This is a genomic window from Streptomyces sp. NPDC005070 (genome assembly GCF_053600395.1).
This window is the reverse complement of record NZ_JBSFZS010000002.1, coordinates 38,159-54,171: the sequence shown is the minus strand read 5'-3', so window position 1 is coordinate 54,171 and position 16,013 is coordinate 38,159. Positions and strand designations below refer to the sequence as shown.

Annotated in this window: 15 protein-coding genes and 2 tRNA genes; 3 read left to right on the top strand and 14 right to left on the bottom strand. The window is 71.0% G+C overall.

The window, feature by feature from the left end:
- Window positions 1-367 precede the first annotated feature (367 nt).
- Entirely contained in the window at window positions 368-1,654 is a 1,287-nt protein-coding gene (locus ACWEBX_RS01025) for a cytochrome b/b6 domain-containing protein (protein ID WP_451882790.1), read from the top strand.
- The gene (locus ACWEBX_RS01020; protein WP_451882789.1) at window positions 1,654-3,270 is read left to right on the top strand and encodes an NADH-ubiquinone oxidoreductase-F iron-sulfur binding region domain-containing protein; all 1,617 of its coding nucleotides are present in this window, start codon (window positions 1,654-1,656) and stop codon (window positions 3,268-3,270) included. The genes ACWEBX_RS01025 and ACWEBX_RS01020 overlap by 1 nt, the downstream gene beginning before the upstream one ends.
- Before the next feature lie 115 nt (window positions 3,271-3,385).
- Here ACWEBX_RS01020 and ACWEBX_RS01015 read toward each other — a convergent pair.
- From ACWEBX_RS01015 to ACWEBX_RS00975, 9 genes are all read right to left on the bottom strand, one after another.
- Window positions 3,386-3,458 (bottom strand) — tRNA-Ala (locus ACWEBX_RS01015).
- Window positions 3,459-3,818: 360 nt separating this feature from the next.
- Window positions 3,819-4,052, bottom strand: a complete 234-nt coding sequence (locus ACWEBX_RS01010) for a hypothetical protein (protein ID WP_355774604.1) — start codon at window positions 4,050-4,052, stop codon at window positions 3,819-3,821.
- A 639-nt stretch (window positions 4,053-4,691) separates the two neighbouring features.
- A tRNA-Ala gene (locus ACWEBX_RS01005) sits at window positions 4,692-4,764 on the bottom strand.
- A gap of 117 nt (window positions 4,765-4,881) precedes the next feature.
- Complete coding sequence (locus tag ACWEBX_RS01000) at window positions 4,882-5,565, bottom strand: histidine phosphatase family protein (RefSeq protein WP_451882788.1); 684 nt, start codon at window positions 5,563-5,565, stop codon at window positions 4,882-4,884.
- On the bottom strand, window positions 5,562-6,005 hold the full coding sequence (gene rsfS / locus ACWEBX_RS00995) for a ribosome silencing factor (protein WP_451882787.1): 444 nt from the start codon (window positions 6,003-6,005) through the stop codon (window positions 5,562-5,564). The genes ACWEBX_RS01000 and rsfS overlap by 4 nt, the downstream gene beginning before the upstream one ends.
- 126 nt (window positions 6,006-6,131) lie before the next feature.
- Complete coding sequence (locus ACWEBX_RS00990; protein WP_451882786.1) at window positions 6,132-7,910, bottom strand: LytR C-terminal domain-containing protein; 1,779 nt, start codon at window positions 7,908-7,910, stop codon at window positions 6,132-6,134.
- A gap of 17 nt (window positions 7,911-7,927) precedes the next feature.
- On the bottom strand, window positions 7,928-8,494 hold the full coding sequence (nadD, locus tag ACWEBX_RS00985; protein ID WP_382782773.1) for a nicotinate-nucleotide adenylyltransferase: 567 nt from the start codon (window positions 8,492-8,494) through the stop codon (window positions 7,928-7,930).
- A gap of 233 nt (window positions 8,495-8,727) precedes the next feature.
- Window positions 8,728-8,889 (bottom strand): hypothetical protein, encoded by a 162-nt coding sequence (locus ACWEBX_RS00980; protein WP_355774590.1) that lies wholly within the window; start codon window positions 8,887-8,889, stop codon window positions 8,728-8,730.
- A 181-nt stretch (window positions 8,890-9,070) separates the two neighbouring features.
- Window positions 9,071-9,262, bottom strand: a complete 192-nt coding sequence (locus tag ACWEBX_RS00975; RefSeq protein ID WP_451882884.1) for a hypothetical protein — start codon at window positions 9,260-9,262, stop codon at window positions 9,071-9,073.
- 70 nt (window positions 9,263-9,332) lie between these two features.
- On the opposite strand from ACWEBX_RS00975, the gene ACWEBX_RS00970 reads away from it, so the two are divergent.
- Window positions 9,333-10,523 carry a M48 family metallopeptidase gene (locus tag ACWEBX_RS00970; RefSeq protein WP_451882785.1) on the top strand — a complete coding sequence of 397 codons (1,191 nt, stop codon included), beginning with the start codon at window positions 9,333-9,335 and terminating at the stop codon, window positions 10,521-10,523.
- Window positions 10,524-10,670: 147 nt separating this feature from the next.
- Here ACWEBX_RS00970 and ACWEBX_RS00965 read toward each other — a convergent pair whose 3' ends face one another.
- From ACWEBX_RS00965 to proB, 5 genes are all read right to left on the bottom strand, one after another.
- Window positions 10,671-11,741 (bottom strand): SCO2583 family membrane protein, encoded by a 1,071-nt coding sequence (locus ACWEBX_RS00965; RefSeq protein ID WP_451882784.1) that lies wholly within the window; start codon window positions 11,739-11,741, stop codon window positions 10,671-10,673.
- 123 nt (window positions 11,742-11,864) lie between these two features.
- A complete protein-coding gene (locus ACWEBX_RS00960; RefSeq protein ID WP_451882783.1) occupies window positions 11,865-12,470 on the bottom strand; it encodes an SCO2584 family spore wall biosynthesis protein in 606 nt (201 codons plus the stop codon).
- 122 nt (window positions 12,471-12,592) lie between these two features.
- Window positions 12,593-13,879, bottom strand: a complete 1,287-nt coding sequence (locus tag ACWEBX_RS00955; RefSeq protein ID WP_451882782.1) for a glutamate-5-semialdehyde dehydrogenase — start codon at window positions 13,877-13,879, stop codon at window positions 12,593-12,595.
- A 61-nt stretch (window positions 13,880-13,940) separates the two neighbouring features.
- Window positions 13,941-14,399: a hypothetical protein gene (locus tag ACWEBX_RS00950; RefSeq protein WP_451882878.1), complete on the bottom strand. Its 459-nt coding sequence runs from the start codon at window positions 14,397-14,399 to the stop codon at window positions 13,941-13,943.
- Window positions 14,400-14,684: 285 nt separating this feature from the next.
- The gene (gene proB / locus ACWEBX_RS00945; protein ID WP_451882877.1) at window positions 14,685-15,791 is read right to left on the bottom strand and encodes a glutamate 5-kinase; all 1,107 of its coding nucleotides are present in this window, start codon (window positions 15,789-15,791) and stop codon (window positions 14,685-14,687) included.
- Between the last annotated feature and the right edge of the window lie 222 nt (window positions 15,792-16,013).

The following is a 16,013-nucleotide window of genomic DNA, read 5'->3' as shown; positions in this document are numbered from 1 at the left end:
AAAAAACCCCTCGCACAGGAGGGGACGCCGCGCTGATGCCGACCGCGATGCGTCAGCGGTCGGGACTGATCAGCGCGGCTCGCTAAGCAGAAGGCGTACGGCACGCATGGCGTCAGGGTACCGCAGCGCCCGCGCGAGCCGCGACGAACTTCCGGGCCCGCCGACGCCCCACGCCACCCCGGCAGGCAGGAAAAAGTTGTTGACCAATGTTCAAATTTTACTTCGCTTAACGGACGCTTGCGGACAACACAAAGACCTCATTGCCCTTTGGTAACAACGCAATAACTCAAACGTGGAGCTCGGCGCGTTTTCTCGACCTAGAGTGCGCCTTCGGGACCGCTTCCCCGAACCGTAGGGAGTACCCCTCATGAACCCTCGTCGTAACAACAGCTCGCTTCCCCGGGTGGGCCGTTCGGCCTACGGGACGGCCACGGCTGTCGTCCTGGTCCTCATACCGGTGTTCGTGCTGGTGGGAGGAAACGCAGTCCAGGACTTCCTGAACTTCGGCGCCGGCGTCCTGTCGCTGGTCTCCCTGTCCTGCTCGGTGATCTGGGGGCTGGTCGCGACCGACCGGATCTTCCTGAACACCCGCCAGCGGCTGGTGGCCCAGGCCGTGCACCGGACGACCGCCGTGTCCTCGGTCGCCTTCCTGTTGTTGCACATCACGGTGAAGATCGCGCTCGACCACACGAGCCTGCTCTCCGCCCTCGTCCCCTTCAGCCTCGGCGTCACGGGCATCGGCGGGCTCATCGGCCTCGGCTCCCTGGCCGGTCTGCTGATGATCTTCACGGCCGTCACCGGCGCCCTGCGCAGCGCCTTCGCCTCGCCGGCACCGGTCGCGGCCCGCTGGCGCGCGATGCACATGCTGGCCTACCCGGCCTGGTGCGCCGCGCTCGTCCACGGCCTCTACGCGGGTCGCGCGGCGAAGCCGATCTTCACGATCCTCTACAGCCTGTGCCTGCTCGCGGTCATGGGTGCCCTGGCTCTGCGGACCTCGCCGGCCCCCTTCAAGCACAAGGTCGCGGCGAAGGTCCTGGCGCTCATCGGCGGCGGCAACGCCCGCGGGTTCCGCGAGGACCTGGAGGCGTCCCGCGCCGCCGCGATGGAGTCCCCGCAGGGTCCGGGAGGCCGCTCCGACCGGCGTTCCGCGGGCGACGACGGCGTGCCGTCCCCGCGCACGGAGCGCAAGGAGTCCTCGTCCACGCTGTTCGGCGGCATGCAAGCCGGTGCGGACACGGCCGGCTTCGCGGCGGCCTACCGGACCGCCGCCGCGCCCGGCGACGCACCCGCGGCCTCCGGGACGCAGCAGTTCCAGATGCCCATGAACGCGCAGCCCACAGAGACGTTTCCCCGCGTCGGCAACGGCGGCGCGCAGAGCTGGCCCGTCCCTCAGTCGGCCCCCGTGGGCGAGGCCCCGGTATCGGCGTACGACCCGCTCAACGACACCGGATACACCACCCCCGTCTACGGCGCTCAGCCCGCCGGCGGCTACGGCACGAGTGATGTGTACAACACCGGTGAGACGAACACGTCCTACCGCACGTACAACACCAACGACACGTACGACAGCGGTCCCACGACTGACGTACTGCCGGGCGCCTTCGACGCTCCTGGCTCCGGTGAATCATGGAATGCCCCTTCCGGAGGCTTTTAGTGAACGAGGCCCTGCCCGACGTCCCGGAGGTCCGCGTAGTCGGACTTCCGCAGCTCACGTCGGGTTTCGACCTGGTTGAACGTCTTGATCTACCCATGCACCTCAAGGTGCACGGTCCGCTCGAACCGCTGGGCGGAGAAGAGCTCGCGAGCCTCGCCGAGGACATCAACCTGAAAGGCCGCGGCGGGGCGGGCTTCCCGTTCGGCAAGAAACTGCGCTCGGTGGCCGAATCGGCCATCAAGAAGGGCATCCGCCCGGTGGTGGTCGTCAACGGAAGCGAGGACGAACCGGCCTGCCGCAAGGACACGGTGCTCATCAACCGTGCCCCGCACCTCATCCTGGACGGCGCCCTGCTGGTCGCCGAGGCCATGGGCGCCCGCCAGCTCGTGATCGGCGTGACCCGTGAGTCGACCCAGCGCTCCATGGAGGCGGCGCTGGCCGAGCGGGGGCTGAGCAACCGGAGGGGATCACCCCTTCGCGCGCGCGTGCAGCGCAACCCGGTGCGGATGGTGACCGGCGCGGCCGCGTCGCTGATCCGCTCGATCGACGGCGGCCCGGCGGTGCCGCCCGGCCGCAAGGTCAGCGCCTCCCAGACGGGCGTCGGGGGCGCGCCCACCCTGCTGTCGAACGCCGAGACGTTCGCGCAGCTCGCCATCGCCGCCCGCATCGGCCCCGACCGCTACCGCAACACGGGCCTGTACGACGAGCCCGGCACCGTCCTGCTCACCGTCTCGGGCGCGGTCCCGCGCCCCATGGTGATCGAGGTCCCCACCGGCGTGCCCCTGCGCTACGTGCTGCAGCTCGCCGGCGCCCCCGCGATGCCCCAGGGCGTGCTGACCGGCGGCTACCACGGCAAGTGGCTGGACGCGGCGACGGTCAACGAAGCGATCGTCTCGCGGGACTCCCTGGCCGCAGTGGGCGGTGCGCTCGGCGCCGGCGCGATCCTGCCCATCACCCAGGAGACCTGCCCGCTGGGCGAGTCGCTGCGCGTGGCGCAGTGGCTGGCCGACGAGAGCGCCGGCCAGTGCGGCCCCTGCTTCCTCGGCCTGCCCGCCGCCGCGCGCGGCCTGGCCGACATCCTCAACGGCGGCGGCCCGGCCGCGCTGGAGGCCGTGAAGCAGGTCGCCAAGTCCGTGAAGCGGCGCGGCGCCTGTTCCCACCCGGACGGCTCGGCGATGTTCATCGAGTCGACCCTGAAGGCGTTCACGGACGACCTGGCCGCGCACGTCCTCGGAAACGGCTGCGGAAGGCCCGTGGAGGGCGTTCTGCCCCTCTTCGAGGACGGCCGGGTGCCCATGGGTGTCCTGAGCGGCCCGGGCGAGCAGGAGACGGGCACGAGCCGCCAGAAGATCTTCGTCGACTGGACGCTGTGCCGCGGGCACGGCCTGTGCGCCGACCTCCTTCCCGAGGTCTTCGAACTGGGCGCCGACGGCTTCCCCACCGTCGCGCAGGCTCCGGTGCCGCAGTTCGCCGAGGCGAAGGCCCTGCGCGCGGTGCGCCGCTGCCCGGCGCTCGCCCTGCGCATCGAGGAGGACACCCGGGGCTCCGCGCCCTCGCGCAACCTGCCGGTCCTCTCGCAGGGGCGTGGGCGCCGCGCGCTCGGCAGCGGCCGCTGACACGAAGGAGCGGGCCACCAGGAACCGGTGGCCCGCCTTCGGCATGTTCCGCGCGAGGCACCGGGAGAACGAAGAAGCGGACCACCCTGATCGGGTGGCCCGCTCTCAACGTCTGTGGAGCTAAGGAGAATTGAACTCCTGACCTCCTGCATGCCATGCAGGCGCTCTACCAACTGAGCTATAGCCCCTTGTGGCCACGCGGCGAGACCGCGTTTTCACCGTGTCCCCCGGTTTCCCCGGCGGCGACGCCAACATTACACGGTTCCCCTGGTGAACCACCAAATCGTTTCCCGTGTGTACCGATTCGGGCCTCATGTCGCATTTTTTCATGAGGTGTAGCCGCCGGCGGGCGACGGCCGAGGGTGCCTGCTGGACCACCGAGCCCTGGGGATCCCCGAACGCGGCCGGACGCGGCTCCTGGCGGGCTTCACGGGCCTCGTGACGGCCTCGTGGACCTCCGGGGCGCGAAGGGGGCGCGGAGGATGTGCGGAGGCCGTTCCGGGGCGGCCGCGGTGTCCCCGCTCGCGCGGACGCGCGGTGGCGGGGAGTCAGGCCGTGACGAACGAATAGAAGCGCTTGAGGGTGCAGAGTTCGTCGAGGAGCCGTGCGTAGATCGGCTCGCCCTCCAGCTCGCGGTACGTCTCGATCGGGTCGCCTTTTATGATCAGCGCCCGCGCGCATTCCTCGCACCAGTACTGGTAGTCGTGGTTGACCGGCTCCATGTCGCGGACGATCGGCGTACCACTGCCGCACCAATCGCATTTCCGCCTGTGCGCACCCATCAGTCAGCTCCAGCAGTGGCCGCAGGCCGTGCACACGTAAGAGATTCCACCGTTGTCACCGAGAACCTGGGCAACGTGGACCGATCCGCAGGAAGGGCAGTCAAGGAGGTTGGCTTTCATGCTGTTCGGTGCCGCTTCGAGGAGATCGTGGACCTCCTCGAGGATGCTGGCAGGCATCGCTACTCCCTCCCGTCGGGCCGCGCCCCCTTCCGGCCGTTTGATTCTGCCACGGCCGGAGCAATACGGTCAGCGACGCCTTCGTACCAGTCCGGACACGGGCCCACGGTGCGGCTCCGGCGACCGGCGCATACGAGCACGCCAGGAGCGCGTCCGCAAAGGTATACGCCCCAGAGACCCCAAGTGACTCAAGCGGGTTCGAGAAGAGTGTGCCCAAGACCACGGCACCCACGGGCCGGGAGAGGGCGCGCGGCTCCCGACGGCGTCACGGCCGCCGCCGTCTGCGACGCCTCCGGCGGGTCCACGACGCGGCTTTCGGCATCGATCCGCCCAACTGCGCCCGCTTCGGCACATTCTTCGGAGAAACGGCCCCAACTCGGCGATGAACAACGAAAAATCCCGCCCCCTTACGGGAACGGGATCTTTCATCACTCTGTCCGACAACTCGAGAGTGTCGATCTGTGGAGCTAAGGAGAATTGAACTCCTGACCTCCTGCATGCCATGCAGGCGCTCTACCAACTGAGCTATAGCCCCTTGCGTTCTTCCCGCCCTGCGGGCCGAACAAGAAGAACTTTAGCCTGCGACCAGCCGGAAAGTGAAATCCGGTCCCTCCAGGCCACCGCGGCCGGACGGAGAGCCGCCCGGCGCGCCTCAGTCGTCGTCGCCGAGGACCGGCTCCGGCAGCGTGCCGGCGTTGTGCTCCAGGAGCCGCCAGCCGCGCACGCCCTCGCCGACCACGGACCAGCAGCAGTTGGACAGGCCGCCGAGGCCCTCCCAGTGCCGTGATTCCAGACCGAGCAGCCGGCCGATGGTGGTGCGGATCGTGCCTCCGTGGCTGACGACGACGAGGGTGCCGTCGTCCGGGAGCTTGTCCGCGTGCCGCAGCACCACGGGGGCCGCGCGGTCGGCGACCTCGGTCTCCAGCTCGCCCCCGCCGCGCCGCACCGGCTCACCGCGCTTCCACGCGGCGTACTGCTCGCCGTGGCGGGCGATGATCTCCTCGTGCGTCAGCCCCTGCCAGACGCCCGCGTAGGTCTCGCGCAGGCCCTCGTCGTGGGTGACGTCGAGGCCGGTGAGGACGGCGAGCTCGGCGGCCGTGTCCGCGGCGCGCTTGAGGTCCGAGGCCACGATGGCGTCGGGCTTCAGGGAGGCGAGCAGCCGGGCGGCGCGTCGGGCCTGCCCGATGCCCGTCTCGGTCAGCTCGACGTCCGTGGAGCCCTGGAAGCGGCGGTCCACGTTCCAGGATGTCTGGCCGTGCCGCCACAGGATGACGCGACGGCCCCTGCCCGGCTTCGTCTCGGTCGCGCCGGCGGCCCCGCGGGCCTCGGCGGTCACCGCAGTTCCTCCACGCCGGCGGAGTCCTCCTCGGCCCGGAACTTGGCGTGCTCGGCGGCCTTGCCGCGGGTCGCCTTGGCCTCTTCGGGCAGGTCGAGCTCCGGGCAGTCCTTCCACAGCCGCTCCAGGGCGTAGAAGACGCGCTCCTCGCTGTGCTGGACGTGCACCACGATGTCGATGTAGTCGAGCAGCACCCAGCGGGCCTCGCGGTCGCCCTCGCGGCGCACCGGCTTGGCACCGAGCTCCTTGCTCAGGCGCTCCTCGATCTCGTCGACGATCGACTTGACCTGACGGTCGTTGGGCGCGGACGCCAGCAGGAAGGCGTCGGTGATGGAGAGCACATCGCTGACGTCGTAGGCGATGATGTCGTGCGCGAGCTTGTCTGCGGCCGCCTGTGCGGCGGTGTTGATGAGCTCGATGGAGCGGTCCGTGGCGGTCACTACGCGGCTTTCCGTCGGCGGTCGGTTACGACTCAAGGGTCTCACGGACCGCCGAGGACACCCCACGCGTTTCTCCGGCCACGCCCCGGGGACGGCCCCCGGGGCGTGATGCCGGTCACCCGCGGGTCACCCCGTCGAGCTGCTGGTGATCTTGTAATCCTGGCCGAGGACGACGGACACGTCCGCGTTGCCGTTGGCCTTGCCCTTCTTCACGCTGCTGGTGGGCAGTCCCAGGGTCTTGGCGACCTCGACCGCGTCCTCCTTCTTGGCGGCGTCACCGTAGGTGATCGAGGACACGCTCCGGGCGGCGGAGGTGCCGGAGTCCAGGAACGTGTAGCCGCCGTTGACCAGGGCGACTCGGGCCTGGCCGGTGGCCGCCTTCTGGCCGGTGGCGTTCTCGATGCCGACACGGACCGCGGAGCCCGCCTCGGGGCTCTTCGCCGTACCGCCCAGGACGTCCTTGATCACGCTGTTGGAGGTGCTCGCGGTCAGCGTGCCGTCCTGTTGCATGGGCAGCAGCGCGGTCTTGTAGTCGCCGCCCTTGGCGAGGTCGGCGAGTTTGGCGAGGAAAGCGCCGAGGTCCTGGTCGGTCAGGGACGGGTCGAGGATCTGGGCGAGGGTCTGCACGGTGGTGGTCGCGGCCTGCTTGTCCGAGGACAGCTTGCGCATCACGCCCTGCATGACCTGGCCGAACCGCTCGAGCTGCGCGTTCTGGGCCTCGTCCGGGGCGCGGTAGGTGGCGTAGGCGACGGCCGTCTTGCCGGTGAGGGTCTGGTCCTCGCCCTTCTTGACGAGCGGGGCCTCGCCCTTCTTCTTGGCGTCGGGGTCCGGCACGTCGGTGTCGGTGGTGACCTCGATGTTGCCGACGAGTTCGACGAGGTTGTTCAGGTAGGGGGTGTCGAGCCGCCAGGTGCCCTGGATGCTGGTGCCCAGCACGGTGTCGAGGGCGTCCCGCGTCCCGGAGGAACCGTCCGAGTCGACGGACTTGGCGAGGGTGGTCGTCGAGCCGTCGTCGTCGGTCAGGGCGAGGGAGTTGGGCAGCAGGACGGTGGTGCCCTGCTGGGTGGTGGTGTTGTCGACGAGCAGGGCGGTGGAGGTGCCGCCGCCCTTGGTGTTGTGCAGATGGACGACGATCACGTCGCGCTTCTGCGCGGCGACGGGCGTCGTGACCCCGGGCTTGGCGTCCGAGGCGGTGCCGGGCAGCTTGCCCGCGTACCAGAGGTAGCCCGCGCCACCGACCACCGCGAGCGCCATGACGACGACAAGGGCGACGATCCGACTGCGGGCGCGGCGCTTCGCCTCCTCACGGCGCTCGGTGCGGTTCTCGGTGAACGCCAGCCAGTCGATGACGTCCTCGGACTCGGTCTCCTGGTCCTCGACGAAGGCGAACTGCTCGGTGCGGTAGTCCCGGTCGGTCCCGGGGGCGTCGCCGTTCGCGGGCCCGGCCTGCTGCGGGATGCGCGGGGTCTGCTCGGCGACCCGGGGCTGCCGGCCGGTGCTCGCGGCGCCGGCCGTGTCGGCACTCCGCCCATAGCCGTCGTACGGCGCCTGGGTGGTACCGCTCCCGCCGGCCGGGGGCGTCTGGGTACCGAACGGGTCGAAGGAGTCGTACGAGGCGACGGAAGGCTGCTGACCGGTGTCGTAGGGCGACACGGGCTCCTGCCTGCCGGTGTCGTAGGGCGACACAGGCTGCTGGTGGCCCGTGTCATAGGGCTGGACGGGTTCCTGACGGCCCGTCGCGTAGGGGTCGTAGCCGTAGCCCTGCTGCTGCCGGGCGTCGTAGCCGTCGTACCCCTGGGCGGGCTGCTGCGGGACCTGCCGGTACACAGGCTGCCCGTACTCGTCGTAGCCGACGAGCTCGTACGGCTGGTCGCCGCCCGCGTATCCGTCGTATCGGTCGTTCACCGGGTGCCCCTCTCGGCTCACTGGCCGCGGTACAGCTCACGCTTGTCGATGTAGCGCACCACACCGTCCGGCACCAGGTACCAGACGGGGTCGCCCTTGGCGACTCTCGCACGGCAGTCTGTGGACGAGATGGCGAGTGCGGGAACCTCGACCAGCGAGACACCGCCCTCCGGGAGTCCCGGGTCGGTCAGGGTGTGACCGGGCCGGGTGACCCCGATGAAGTGCGCGAGGGAGAACAGTTCTTCCGTGTAGCGCCAGGTGAGGATCTGGCCGAGCGCGTCCGCGCCGGTGATGAAGAAGAGATCGGCGTCGGGGTTGAGCGCGCGCAGGTCGCGCAGGGTGTCCGTCGTGTAGGTCGGACCGCCGCGGTCGATGTCGATCCGGCTGACCGAGAACTGGGGGTTCTCGGCGGTCGCGATGACCGTCATCAGATAGCGGTCCTCGGCCGGGGTGACCGCGCGGTCGGTCTTCTGCCACGGCTGCCCGGTCGGCACGAACACCACCTCGTCGAGGTGGAACTGCGCGGCGACCTCGCTGGCCGCGACCAGGTGTCCGTGGTGGATCGGGTCGAAGGTGCCGCCCATGACGCCGAGCCTGCGCTTGCCCGGATTCGAGGGGCCCTTGCCGGGGCCCGTCACGGGGCGCTTCGCAGCACCGCCGGCCGCCGCGCCCGCACCGCCGGAGGCGTCGCCGACGGCGCCGCTCTCCGTGTCACTCGCCGGACCGGTAGGCATGTCCTGCTCTCCCATGCGTGCAGACCCTACCGGCCCGGTCGACGGGCTCCGGCCGACAGGGGCCCCGAGCGGGCCCTCGGGGCTCAGCGGTCGCGGTTGAAGCGCGTGGTGATCCACAGCAGCAGGAGCAGGATGAACAGGGCCCCGCCGCCGGTCAGGTACGGGCTGAGGCTCTCGTGGTTGCCCCCGTTCTCGCCCTCGGCGACGACGGTGACCATCTGTGCGGCGGTGTGCTGGAAGCTCATCTCGGCAGGACCTATCCAGTGTGTGCGGGATAAAGATGTCGGCCCATCGTATGCGGGCGCCCACACAGCGAACACGCCGACTCCGCCGTTGGGGACGGCACTCCGGCCGCCGCTCTCCCGCTGCGGCCGTCGCTCCCCCGCCGGTCGCGCGCGCCGGTCGTCAGGCGTCAGGGGTCAAGGTTCAGTCGTCGCGCTTGTAGCCGCGCAGCAGGAACCAGGCGGTCAGGACCACGCCGATGACCATGACGATCAGCACGACGCGGAGCAGATTGCCCGGACCCTGCTTGTCTGCGGCCGCTGCGGCCTCCGTGAGCCACGCGGCCGCGGGGATGTGCTCCATGTCGTACGACTCCTTCTCTGTACTGCCCGTCAACGGTATCTCCGCCTAGGCTGGGCTCTGCCTTGGGGGCACAAAGGGCACTCAGACGCACATGGGGGAACACATGTCCGATGGCGACCACCAGCGGAACGGACACGAGAACGGGCACGAGAACGTGCCGAGCAGGCAGCGCAGGCGCTTCGAGGGGATCTCGTCCCGGGCCTACGAGCACCCGGCGGACCGCTCGGCCCTGGTGGCCCTGCGCAAGCTCAGCGGTTTCGACACGGTCTTCAAGGCACTCAGCGGCCTGCTGCCCGAGCGCAGCCTGCGGCTGCTCTTCCTGTCCGACTCGGTGCGCGTCTCGGACGCCCAGTTCGCGCACCTCAACGCCATGCTGCGGGACGCCTGTTACATCCTGGACCTGGAGAAGGTCCCGCCGATGTACGTGAACCAGGACCCGCAGCCCAACGCGATGTGCATCGGCCTGGACGATCCGATCATCGTGGTGACGACCGGGCTCGTCGAGCTCCTCGACGAGGAGGAGATGCGGTCGGTCATCGGCCACGAGGTCGGCCACGCGCTGTCCGGGCACGCCGTCTACCGCACGATCCTGCTCTTCCTGACCAACCTCGCGGTCCGGGTCGCCTGGATCCCGCTGGGAAACCTCGCGATCATGGCGATCGTGACCGCGCTGCGCGAGTGGTTCCGCAAGTCGGAGCTGTCCGCGGACCGGGCCGGGCTGCTGGTCGGCCAGGACCTGCGGGCCTCGATGCGCGGCCTGATGAAGATCGCGGGCGGCAATCATCTGCACGAGATGAACGTTGACGCGTTCCTGGAGCAGGCCGAGGAGTACGAGTCGGCGGGCGACCTGCGGGACTCCGTGCTCAAGATCCTGAACGTGCTGCCGCGCACGCACCCCTTCACCGCGGTCCGCGCGGCCGAGCTGAAGAAGTGGGCGGAGTCCCGCGACCACCAGCGGATCATGGACGGCCACTACCCGCGGCGCGACGCGGACAAGGACACCTCGGTGTCGGACTCCTTCCGGCAGTCGGCGGCCAGCTACGCCAGTGACGTGAAGAACTCCAAGGACCCGCTGATGAAGCTGGTCAGCGACATCGCGGGCGGCGCCGGCGACCTCGGCGGCCGGGTGCGGCGCGGCTTCGGGGGCTTCGCGGGCGGCACGCCGGGCGGCACGCCCAAGGACGGCGCGGCCGGCCCGGCCGACGGGGACACCGGGGACGCGGGGGCCGGCGGCACCGGACAGACGCCGCGTGAGGACCGTCCCGAGGACAAGGGCACCGACGGCCGGGACTGACCGCCCCGCCGGGGGGCGCGCCGGGCACCATCGGACGGCCGGGCTCGCCCCACCACCCGATCGCCGGGGCGCGCCGCCCACCACCGGAGCGCCCGGGACCGCCGGGTGCCGCCGCCCACCGCCGGGCGGCGGCACCCGGCGGTCCTGTTACAGCTTCGGCTGCGCGCTCCCGGCCAGCGAACCGCAGACGGCGGTGGCGCTGCCGGTGGCGTACGGGTCGGTACCGGCCGGGCCGCCCGCCTTGGCCGTCTCCCCCGCGAGCAGCGGCCGCAGCCGGCTCACCGGGTCGTCGGAGCAGGACAGCGGGCCGGCCTGGACGTAGGACACCGTCATTTCGGCCTGGTGCATCCGCAGGTCGTCACGGTCGAAGCGGAAGGTCAGCTCGCGCCGGACGGTGAAAAGGGAGGCCTTGGCCTGGGCACTCGCGCCGGCCGGCTTCAGCGCGTAGACGAAGGTGTGGTCGGCGACGACCTCCAGGGTGTTCGCGTCGGTCTCGGCCGCCTGGAGGGTGCCCTGCACCCGGATCCCCTTGTCGGCGAGCTGCGTCCGGGTCGCGTCGAAGCGGATCAGCCAGCCGGTCGGGGCGTGCCGTCCGTCGGCAGCCGGGTGCTCGAAGCTCCGGTCGAACTGGTCGAGCTGCCGCGGGTCGAGCAGGATCCGTACGGGCCGGGTGGCGCCTCCGGTCAGGACGCTCGGGTCGAGGGACGACTCGACGAGGTAGTCCTTGGCGGTGGTCAGGGCGGTGACGACCTGGCTGTCGGAGAAGTGCGCGGTGCGCCGGACGGCGGGCAGGGTGATGCCGTCGGCTCCGGTGCGGAACTGGGCGGCGGGGCTGCCGGTGTACAGCGCATCGGTGCTGGCCGAGCCGGGGACGGCGGTCCGCGGGGCGAGCGGGATCACCGTCATGCGCAGCGGTTCGGCCGACCGGGTGGCGGGGGTCGTCGGGTACGGGTGGCGTACGCCCATGTAGATCGCGGTGCCGAAGGCCATGGCTATCAGCAGGACGAGGATCAGTGCCTGCCGGGACAGTCCGCGCTGCAGGGGCGGGCGGCGGCGTACGGCCGGGCTGTGGTCGGCCATGCGTTCCTGGGCGGAGAACTCCTGGAGGCGGGCAGCGCGGACGAACGACTCGTCGAAGACGACGGATCGGTACTCGTCCTCGCCACCGGCGGGAGCACCCTCGGGTGTCCCCTCAGGTGGGTCTCCAGGCCCGCCCATACCTTCAGAGTAGGTCTCCTGAGGCTCCGGTAAACGCTGTGGTGCGCGACAAGTTCTGACAGGTTCCCACCATCACCGTCACGCTGTGCGACGGACGTCGGCGCTCCGGCGGCGGGACCGGTGTCAGGGTGTCCGCGGCACCACGGACACCGTCGGCCGGGGAGGGCCGACGGAGGCGGAGGGGCCCGGTCCTGTGACCTTCTCCCGGCCCTGTTCGAGGCCGGAGGAGGCGGGTGAGGGGATCTGGTCCCGGCTGCCGGAGGAAGCGCCCCGGTAGACGGCCGTGAAGGCGAGGGCGACCATGCCGATGCCCATGACGAGGGCGAGGAGCCAGGCCACGGGGCGGTGCCAGCGGGTGTGCTTGCCGTAGGGCCGGCCGTACGGTCCCGGGAAACCGTGGCGCCCCTCCAGGACCTCGGAGTCGTCGGGGTCGTCCAGGTCGGGATCGTGGGCGAAGCCGTCGGGGCCGAAGCCGTCGTCGTAGCGCTCGTCGTCGCCTCGGGCGCCGCGGGCGTGCGCGCGGCGCGCCTCGGCCTCGGAGGCCTCCGCGCGGGCCTGGGCCGCCGCGAGCAGCCGCTCCACGGCGGTCGGTTCGTGGAACGCCGCCGCCCGTACGAAGTCCTCGTCGAAGACCACGGAGGCGAACTCTTCGTCCGCGCCCCCGCGGTCGTGGTCGTCGTCGGGCTCCCAGCCGTCAGGGAACGGCGTGCCCCCCACGTCCTCCGGCACGGATCCAGAGTAGACCTGAGGGGTCAATTTGGGCAGACGGTACGGAAATTCGTCCGCAGGAGGGGCGGCGCCTCAGTGGACCGCGGGCCGTGAACCGTCCGCCGCGCGCCCCCTCCGGTGTCTCAGCGGCGGATGTGGCCGTCGCCCGTGACGATGTACTTGGTGCTCGTCAGCTCCGGCAGTCCCATCGGACCGCGCGCGTGGAGCTTCTGCGTGGAGATGCCGATCTCGGCGCCGAAGCCGAACTGGCCGCCGTCGGTGAAGCGGGTCGAGGCGTTCACGGCGACGGTCGTGGAGTCGACGAGCTGGGTGAAGCGGCGGGCGGCCTGCTGCGAGGTGGTGACGATGGCCTCGGTGTGGCCGGAACTCCACAGCCGGATGTGCGACACGGCCTTGTCGAGCGAGTCGACCACGGCCGCCGCGATGTCGTAGGAGAGGTACTCGGTGTCCCAGTCCTCCGCCGTGGCCTCCACGACGGTGGCCTTGGAGTCCTTGGCGAAGGCGAGGACCCGCTCGTCGGCGTGCACGGTGACCCCGGCGTCCGCGAGGGCGTCCAGGGCGCGCGGCAGGAACTCGGCGGCGATGTCCTGATGGACCAGGAGGGTCTCGGCGGCGTTGCAGACGCTGGGCCGCTGGGCCTTGGAGTTGATCAGGATGTCGACGGCCATGTCGAGGTCGGCCTGGGCGTCGACGTAGACGTGGCAGTTCCCGGTGCCGGTCTCGATGACCGGGACGGTGGACTCCTGGACGACCGTACGGATCAGAGAGGCGCCGCCGCGCGGGATGAGGACGTCGACCAGGCCGCGGGCGCGCATCAGCTCACGGACCGACTCGCGGCCCTCACCGGGGACGAGCTGGATCGCGTCGGCGGGCAGTCCGGCGCCGCCCACGGCGTCGCGCAGGACCCGGACGAGGGCCGTGTTCGACTCGTAGGCGGAGGACGAGCCGCGCAGCAGGACCGCGTTGCCGGACTTCAGGCAGAGGGCGGCCGCGTCGACGGTCACGTTCGGGCGGGCCTCGTAGATGATGCCGACGACGCCGAGGGGGACGCGGACCTGGCGCAGGTCGATGCCGTTCGGGAGCGTCGAGCCGCGGACGACCTCGCCGACCGGGTCGGGCAGCGCCACGACGTCACGGACGTCGGAGGCGATCGCGCGCACCCGCTCGGGGGTGAGCGTGAGCCGGTCGATGATGCTCTCGCTGGTCCCGGCCTCGCGGGCCTTGGCGATGTCCTTCGCGTTGGCAGCGACGATCTCGCTCGTACGGACTTCCAGCGCGTCCGCGATCGCGAGCAGCGCGTCGTCCTTCTCGGCCCGCGGCAGAGGCGCCAGGTCGGCGGCGGCGGACTTCGCGCGATAGGCGGCCTGGGCCACCGGGGACATGGAGTCGTACGGCGAGAGCGTGGTCATGGGGGAAGGGTAGTGGGCGCGGCGGGCCGGTCCGGCGGTTGTCCCATTCGGCGAGACGGGCTCAAAAGGGATGAACCCCGACAGGGGTCGCGGGCAGCGGTCCGTATCCTTCGGCGATCCGCTGGTGGTAGGTCTCGCGGTCGATGACCTCCAGGCCGACGATCTCCCAGGGCGGGAGTTTGGCGGTCTGGCGGTGCTCGCCCCACAGGCGCAGCGCGACGGCCGCCGCGTCGTGCAGGTCGCGGGCCTCCTCCCAGTAGCGGATCTCCGCGTGGTCGTTGGCGTAGCGGCTGGTCAGCAGGAAGGGGTGGTCGTGGGCGAGCTGCTCCAGACCGCGTCGCACCTCGGTCAGCGGGGCCTCGCCGCCCGACACGCTCAGCGTGACGTGCCAGAGCCGGGGCTGGTCGGCGGGCTGTTCGCCGCTGTAGGTGTCGCCGGCGGCGACACTGGTCAGGGCCCGCTCCTCGCCCACCGCGCGGGAGGCGGTACCACCGCGGGACGCCGCCACCCCAGGGCGCACTCGTCTCACGACGGCCTCCTTTACCCGATGGTCGTACCGAATCCCGGACTCTCCCTGCCACAAAGTTGAGCAGGTGAGAAGCCGCCGTGTGGCGGTTTTACGGAACGTCCACCGGTGGGGGCGGGGGATTCGGCCATTTACGGATGTAGTGGACAGCCGTTTCGGCGATGCGCCTGGGACACCGGTACCGGTGCCAGGCGGATGGGGCCGCTGTGACATCCACCGGCCGGGACGCGCGTCTCACGAGCGCGCCCGGCAGGACGCGCGTTCCACGGGTCCGGCGGGCTACGGGTTCAGCAGGACGAGGTCGTCGCGGTGCACGACCTCGCGCTCGTACGCGGGGCCCAGTTCGCGCGCCAGCTCCCGGGTGGAGCGGCCGATGAGCTGGGGGATCTCCTTGGCGTCGAAGTTCACCAGCCCCCGTGCGACGGCCCGGCCCGTGCCGTCGCGCAGCTCGACCGGGTCGCCCGCGGTGAACTCGCCCTCGACGCCCGCGATGCCCGCGGGCAGCAGCGAGGTGCGCCGCTCGACGACCGCGCGTACGGCGCCGTCGTCCAGGGTGAGCGCGCCCTGCGGTGTGGAGGCGTGCTGGAGCCACAGCAGCCGGTCGGCCGACCGCTTGCCGGTGGCGTGGAAGAAGGTGCCGGTGTCCCGGCCCGCGAAGGCGTCGGCGGCGTGGACGGCGCTGGTGAGCACCACCGGGATGCCGGCCGCGGCGGCGATCCTGGCGGCCTCGACCTTGGTGACCATGCCGCCGGTGCCGACACCCGCCTTGCCCGCGCTGCCGATCTCGACGCCGGCGAGGTCGGCGGGCTCGCGCACCTGGGCGATCCGCGCGGTGCCGGGCTTGCTGGGGTCGCCGTCGTAGACCCCGTCCACGTCGGAGAGCAGGATCAGGAGGTCGGCGCGTACGAGATGGGCGACCAGGGCGGCGAGGCGGTCGTTGTCGCCGAAGCGGATCTCGTCCGTGGCCACCGTGTCGTTCTCGTTGACGACCGGAAGGGCGCCCATCGCGAGGAGCTTGTCCAGGGTGCGCGAGGCGTTGCGGTGGTGGGCGCGCCTGCTGGTGTCGTCGGAGGTGAGGAGCACCTGTCCGACGCGGATGCCGTAGCGGGCGAAGGAGGCGGTGTAGCGGGCCATCAGGAGGCCCTGGCCGACACTGGCGGCCGCCTGCTGGCGGGCGAGGTCCTTGGGGCGGCGGCGGAGTCCGAGCGGCGCGAGGCCCGCGGCGATGGCACCGGAGGAGACGAGGACGATCTCCTTCTCGCCTCCGTCACGCGCCTTGGCGAGGACGTCCACGAGGGCGTCGACCCGGTCCGCGTCGAGGCCGCCGGAGGCGGTGGTGAGCGAGGAGGAGCCCACCTTGACGATGATCCTGTGGGCCTGCGCCACAGCGTGCCTGTCGGCGTGCGTCTCGGTCTGCCTTGCCGCTGCCACCTGCGGTGTGCCCCCTCGCGTCGGTCTCGGTGCCCCGCCCGCAATCTACGCGAAGAGGAAGCCCCGCGGCCCGCCGGTCCAGCAGACGGACGGCACCGCGTAGTCGCGTGATCACAGGTCGCTCACATGCAAAAAGGTTGTATGGATTGCGTATGTGAATCGACGGCAAAGTAAAGA